The organism is Streptomyces yokosukanensis (assembly GCF_001514035.1).
GTDB classification, from domain to species: Bacteria; Actinomycetota; Actinomycetes; order Streptomycetales; family Streptomycetaceae; genus Streptomyces; species Streptomyces yokosukanensis.
In genome coordinates, this window is record NZ_KQ948234.1 from 42044 (window position 1) to 46831 (window position 4788).

Consider the following 4788-nt stretch of genomic DNA (forward strand, 5'->3'; position numbering starts at 1 on the left):
GCTCAGCGGGGCGTCCAGGGTGAGCGTGAACGCGGCGGGCGCGGCCGGGGCGGGCGGAGCGACAGGAGGGCCGGCCGCAGGGGCGGGCGGAGGGGCGGCGGGAGCAGCGGGCGGCTGCACCGGGGCGACGGCGGTCACCGTGTGCACCTCCGACGCCTTGTCCGCGGTGAGGCGCACCAGCACGGGCGCCGGAACGCTCGCCGACGCGGTGACACTGTTGGCGCCCTTGGCCGCGTCGGCCGACAGTGTGGTCCCGCCGAGGGCCTTGAGGTACTGCGCGGCCGCCCCCGGCGAGGTGAACTCCTCGGCGGCCGAGGCCGGGCTTGCGAACCCGCCCCTGCCGACGATGGCGATGTTGCCGAAAGCCCTGACCTGCGGCGCGAACAGTTCGCTGCTGGCTTGGACATCGATGTACTTGACCGGCATCGACCGCTCCTTACGTGCTGCGTGACGACGCGATACCTGACGAAGCGTTGTCCCGTTGCGACGCCTGCCGCACGCGACGCCGGAACCCGAATCGCCGCTGCGCGCCGCGTCGGCCGCGGCCCCCTGGGCTGCTCCGCCCACCTGTGCTGGGTGCCCTCTCCGCCTCCTTCGCCCTCCTTGGCCCAACTCCCTGATGTACGAAATTCCGGCGACTTACGAAATCCCCTCGAAGGCCGCCACGAAGCCGTCGGCGGCGAGCAGGTCGGTCGTCTGCTTCGCCGCTCCGGCAGGGTCGGCGGCCGGGAGCGCGGCCTCGGGGAATACCGCCAGCCACGCGCTGGCGGCCAGCAGTGCCCCGCCGTCGTACTCCTCGGGACGCGGACGGGTGTCGTCCAGCGCCTGTCGGCTCTGGACCAGCTGGCGCAGCGCTCCGGCGAGGTCGAGATCCGGGAAGAACAGCACCGAGACCCGCAGCCGGTATCGGCGGGCGGGCGCGTTCGGGTCGAAGGCAGGCGGCTCTGCGTAGTGCAGCCGGTACAGCCGGGGGAACTCCGCCTGGAGTTCGCGGTAGTCGGCGACCTCGGCGCGGCGCATCAGTTCCTCGAGGTCGAGGAAGGCGAAACGGGCGACGAAGTCCGCCTGGGAGAGCCCCGAGAGTTGCCCGGAGGCCAGGGACTCCAAGGCACCATCGGTCAGCGCGACCCTCGCCGTGACGACAGTGTCGAGCGCCAGGTCGACCCACAACGGCGGTGCCAGTCCCGGGAATTCCAGGACGGCGCGCGCCTGCGCGATCTCCGGCAGCAGCTTCTCCCAGTTCCCGCGCACCGTCACCGGCGCGCTCACCGGCACCTGGAAGGTGGTCGAGGTGACGTGGACTGCGTCCACGAACCGCACCTCCAGGGTGCTGGGTTCGTAGACCGCGGCCAGCAAGGACCGCATCCGCGCCCGGTTCGGATCGTCCGGAGGCGCCAGCAGCTGCTGGACCCGCGTCGGATCCAGGTACCGGACCATCAGCTGGTCGGAAAAGCCACTCATGGTCGCTTCCCGCGCGTCACGTACCCGCGCACAGCACGGACTCTGTCATAAGGGTGCGCCTGGAACCGGGGCCGAGCAGTCGGCTCTCTCGGTTCGGGCCCCGGACACGCGACGCTGCCCTGCGGGGTCCGGAGGGCACAATTCGACGCTCCGGACCAGAGGTTCTGCTCACCCACCACCTTACGCCGCCCATCGGGAAGGAGCACCCCCATTCCCGCCGCTCGCGGAGCCGGACCGCGAAGACATCGGAATAGATTGTCCGCTCAACTACTCACGTCCCCAGCGGCACTTGACCGACCGACGTATTCTGAAATTCGAAACATCCACTCCGAAGGAAGGGGCATCTGGTGAGCACCAAAGGCATCGACGTCTCGTCGATCCAGTCGGAAACATACGACGTCAAAGGGCTCGACTTCGTGTTCATAAAGATCACGGAGGGTCACAGCTACACGAACCCGAAGTGGGTGGCCCAGAGGAAGACCGCCCGTAACGCGGGACTGGTCACCGGCTTCTACCACTTCGCCCGCCCTGGACCGTTCGAGGTTCAGGCCGACTACTTCCTGTCCCAGATCAATCTCGTGGACGGTGACATCCTCGCCCTGGACTGGGAGGACCCCGGAATATCGGGGGCATGGAAGGACGCATGGATCAGACGGGTACAAAAGAAGGCACCCGGCCACAAAGTGATCCTCTACTGCGACCGCGACTTCTGGCTGAACCGTGACACCACGTCGTTCGCCGGCGACGGCCTGTGGATCGCCCAATACAACGGCCATCCCGGCAGGCCCGACATCGAACATTCCTGGGTCTTCCACCAGTACAGCGCCCAGCCGGTGGACAAGGATCTCGGGAACTTCAAGGACAAGGCAGAATTGGTCGCATGGTGCTGACGGCCGCCTACTGTTGATCACTCGCACCGGTCTGCGGCGGTGCGACGGGCACAGCCCACGGAGCCTCGTTGGACGGGGCGGTCGGTGCGCCCATCATCCGGGTGTACTTCGCTGCCTGTCCAGGTGGGAGGTCCGCGAGGATGGCCGTGACGTTCTTCTCGGCTCTCTCGCGGGACTCGTTGGCCGCGGTGGTTCCGGCCAGTCCTTGCTCGTTGCCGATCCTGAGCCCGAGGTAGGCGGAGACAATGGCCACGATCGGGCTTGTGATGGAACCGATGACGCTGGGCAGTTTGTCGGCGTTCTTCCACATCAGGGCCAGAGCCAGCCAGCTGAGTAGGCCCAGGACCACCAGTCCGGCCAGAACCACCCAGGCGGTATTGCTTCGTCGTTGAGGTTTGTATGACGGAGGGTTGATTGAGGGTTCGGACACGTGGCATCCCTCCTTTTTTCATTCGCAGGTCCTATGCCCACGCTAATCAGTACGGCGGTCCAGCGCACCTCGCATCGAATTGACATCTCCCGCCCAGGGTCGAACATGGAAAGAGAGCGTCAGGCCGGGCCATTGAGAAGGTTCGACGCTCCCGCCCCCACCTGCTGTATGCAACGCGTACAGCGGAAGTGGCTTGGGCTGCAAAGCTTGGCGAGAGATCTGTTGGACAAGACCCGGGCGACGCCTCGGCCACGACGACCCGCGTGGTGCGGTAGGTGCCGTGGCAGCCTCTTGAGAGGAGCACAGCACCATGGTTGCGCTCGCCAATGTCCAGTACGGCCTGTCGAATGAGGACATCCGCACGGTTCAACGTGCCCTGATCGCCCGTGGCCATATGATCCCGGCCGGCCCCACCGGCCGCTTCGAGGACCAGACCAGAGCCGCTTATGCCGAAGAGCAGCGTGCTCAGGGTTATGTGGGTGCCGACGCCGACGGCATCCCTGGCTGCAAGTCACTGTCGGAGCTGGGCCGTCAGAGCGGGTTCGCTGTGGACTGCCGGAGCGCCGGTTCGGCTTCCTCTGGCGCCGCAGGCAGGCTCAGCCTGTCCCAGGTGACCTACCAGGACCCTGGCAACCGGACAGGACAAGCCGCGATGCAGGCATACGCGCGTACTGCGTGCAGCCTCACCGGTATGGACCCGGCCTACGGGGTCCCGGCTCTGGTCACGATCAGCAAGCGTGAGTCCGCCTACAATGAAGCGCGTTGGCGGGTGAACACCACGGACGCCAACGCCCATGGGCCGATCATGCCCGACAGGCATCCGCAGAACTGTTCCCGGGGCGCCACCCAGTGCATTCCCCCCACCTTCGCCGAGTACCACCAGGCGGGTACGGCCACCACTCCGTATGATGTCGTGGCCGAAATGTGCGCCACCATCAACTACGTGCGTGCCCGCTACAAAGTCAACCAGTCCGGCTCCAACTTCGCCGCCCTCGTCCAGCAGGCCGACCCCGGCCGACCGCCACGCGGCTACTAGACCGTTCCTTGTGCGATGAGGACGACGCGCCGGCGCTATTCCGCCCCGGTCCGTGCGCCGGGCCCCGGCGACAGTGCCGTCCTGACCGACGCGGTCCGCCACCTGAGCGGCACCTGGTGGCAGGGCAGTATGGGCTCTACGAGGAGTGAGGGACCCTCAGTGCGGGACGGGGGGTGCTTCACCTTGTCCAGGAGGAATGGTCATGGCCAAGCGTCTGGTCGTCTGCTGCGACGGAACATGGGACTTCGCCGACCAGCCGAGCAAGACCAACGTCGCCAAGCTCGCCCTGTCCGTACGCCCGGGGACCGCTGCCGGGGAGGACCAGCACGTCTACTACCACAGCGGCGTGGGCACCCAACGGTGGGACCACCTGCGCGGCGGCGCGTTCGGCATGGGCCTGTCCCGCAACATCATCGACGCCTACCGCTTCCTCGTCGAAGCCTACGAGCCCGGCGACGAGCTGTTCCTCTTCGGCTTCAGCCGGGGCGCATTCACCGTCCGCAGCCTGGCGGGGCTGGTGCGCAACAGCGGCATCGTACGCCGAGACCAGGCCCACCGGATCAAGGCAGCCTGGGCCCTCTACCGCGACCGAATCGAGAAGCCGACCGGCGTGACCTCGACTCTGTTCCGCCGCTCGTTCGCGCACGAGACGGAAATCCACTTCATCGGAGTGTGGGACACCGTCGGCGCCCTCGGCATCCCAGCACCGGACGCCAGGTGGCTCAACTCGGCTGTGGAAGAGTTCAACCACCGGTGGGCATTCCACAACACTGAGTTGAGCAGCCTGGTCAAGGCCGCCTTCCAAGCACTGGCCGTCGACGAGCAGCGCTCGGCATTCCAGCCGACGCTGTGGCATCAGAAGCCCAGCGCCGCCGAGCAGGGCCAGGAACTGAAGCAGGTGTGGTTCGCCGGCACGCACTGCGATGTCGGCGGCGGCTACAAGGAAACGGGCCTGTCCGACATCGCCCTGC

The 4788-nt window shown here is 67.1% G+C and carries 5 protein-coding genes and 1 pseudogene; 3 read left to right on the forward strand and 3 right to left on the reverse strand.

Annotation, left to right across the window (positions count from 1 at the left end; all coding sequences use genetic code 11):
* Together AQI95_RS46895 and AQI95_RS41050 are read right to left on the reverse strand one after the other, a co-directional pair.
* Positions 1-426, reverse strand: a pseudogene (locus AQI95_RS46895) (hypothetical protein); the annotation flags it as partial.
* Between the two features lie 213 nt (positions 427-639).
* Entirely contained in the window at positions 640-1461 is an 822-nt protein-coding gene (locus AQI95_RS41050; protein WP_067136169.1) for a hypothetical protein, read from the reverse strand.
* A 347-nt stretch (positions 1462-1808) separates the two neighbouring features.
* On the opposite strand from AQI95_RS41050, the gene AQI95_RS41055 reads away from it, so the two are divergent.
* Positions 1809-2351 carry a glycoside hydrolase family 25 protein gene (locus AQI95_RS41055; RefSeq protein ID WP_067136170.1) on the forward strand — a complete coding sequence of 181 codons (543 nt, stop codon included), beginning with the start codon at positions 1809-1811 and terminating at the stop codon, positions 2349-2351.
* A 7-nt stretch (positions 2352-2358) separates the two neighbouring features.
* Here the strand turns inward: AQI95_RS41055 and AQI95_RS41060 are convergent, their stop codons facing one another.
* Positions 2359-2718: a hypothetical protein gene (locus tag AQI95_RS41060; protein ID WP_067136173.1), complete on the reverse strand. Its 360-nt coding sequence runs from the start codon at positions 2716-2718 to the stop codon at positions 2359-2361.
* A 373-nt stretch (positions 2719-3091) separates the two neighbouring features.
* Between AQI95_RS41060 and AQI95_RS41065 the strand changes: the two genes are divergently transcribed.
* Both AQI95_RS41065 and AQI95_RS41070 read left to right on the forward strand, forming a co-directional pair.
* The gene (locus AQI95_RS41065; protein ID WP_067136175.1) at positions 3092-3817 is read left to right on the forward strand and encodes a peptidoglycan-binding protein; all 726 of its coding nucleotides are present in this window, start codon (positions 3092-3094) and stop codon (positions 3815-3817) included.
* Between the two features lie 202 nt (positions 3818-4019).
* The coding region (locus AQI95_RS41070) for a DUF2235 domain-containing protein (protein ID WP_167361995.1) at positions 4020-4788 on the forward strand (769 nt) is incomplete at its 3' end.

Coding starts and splice junctions, on each gene's coding strand:
- AQI95_RS41050 (WP_067136169.1), bottom strand. CDS start 1,461: ATGAGTGGCTTTTCCGACCAGCTGATGGTCCGGTACCTGGATCCGACG.
- AQI95_RS41065 (WP_067136175.1), top strand. CDS start 3,092: ATGGTTGCGCTCGCCAATGTCCAGTACGGCCTGTCGAATGAGGACATC.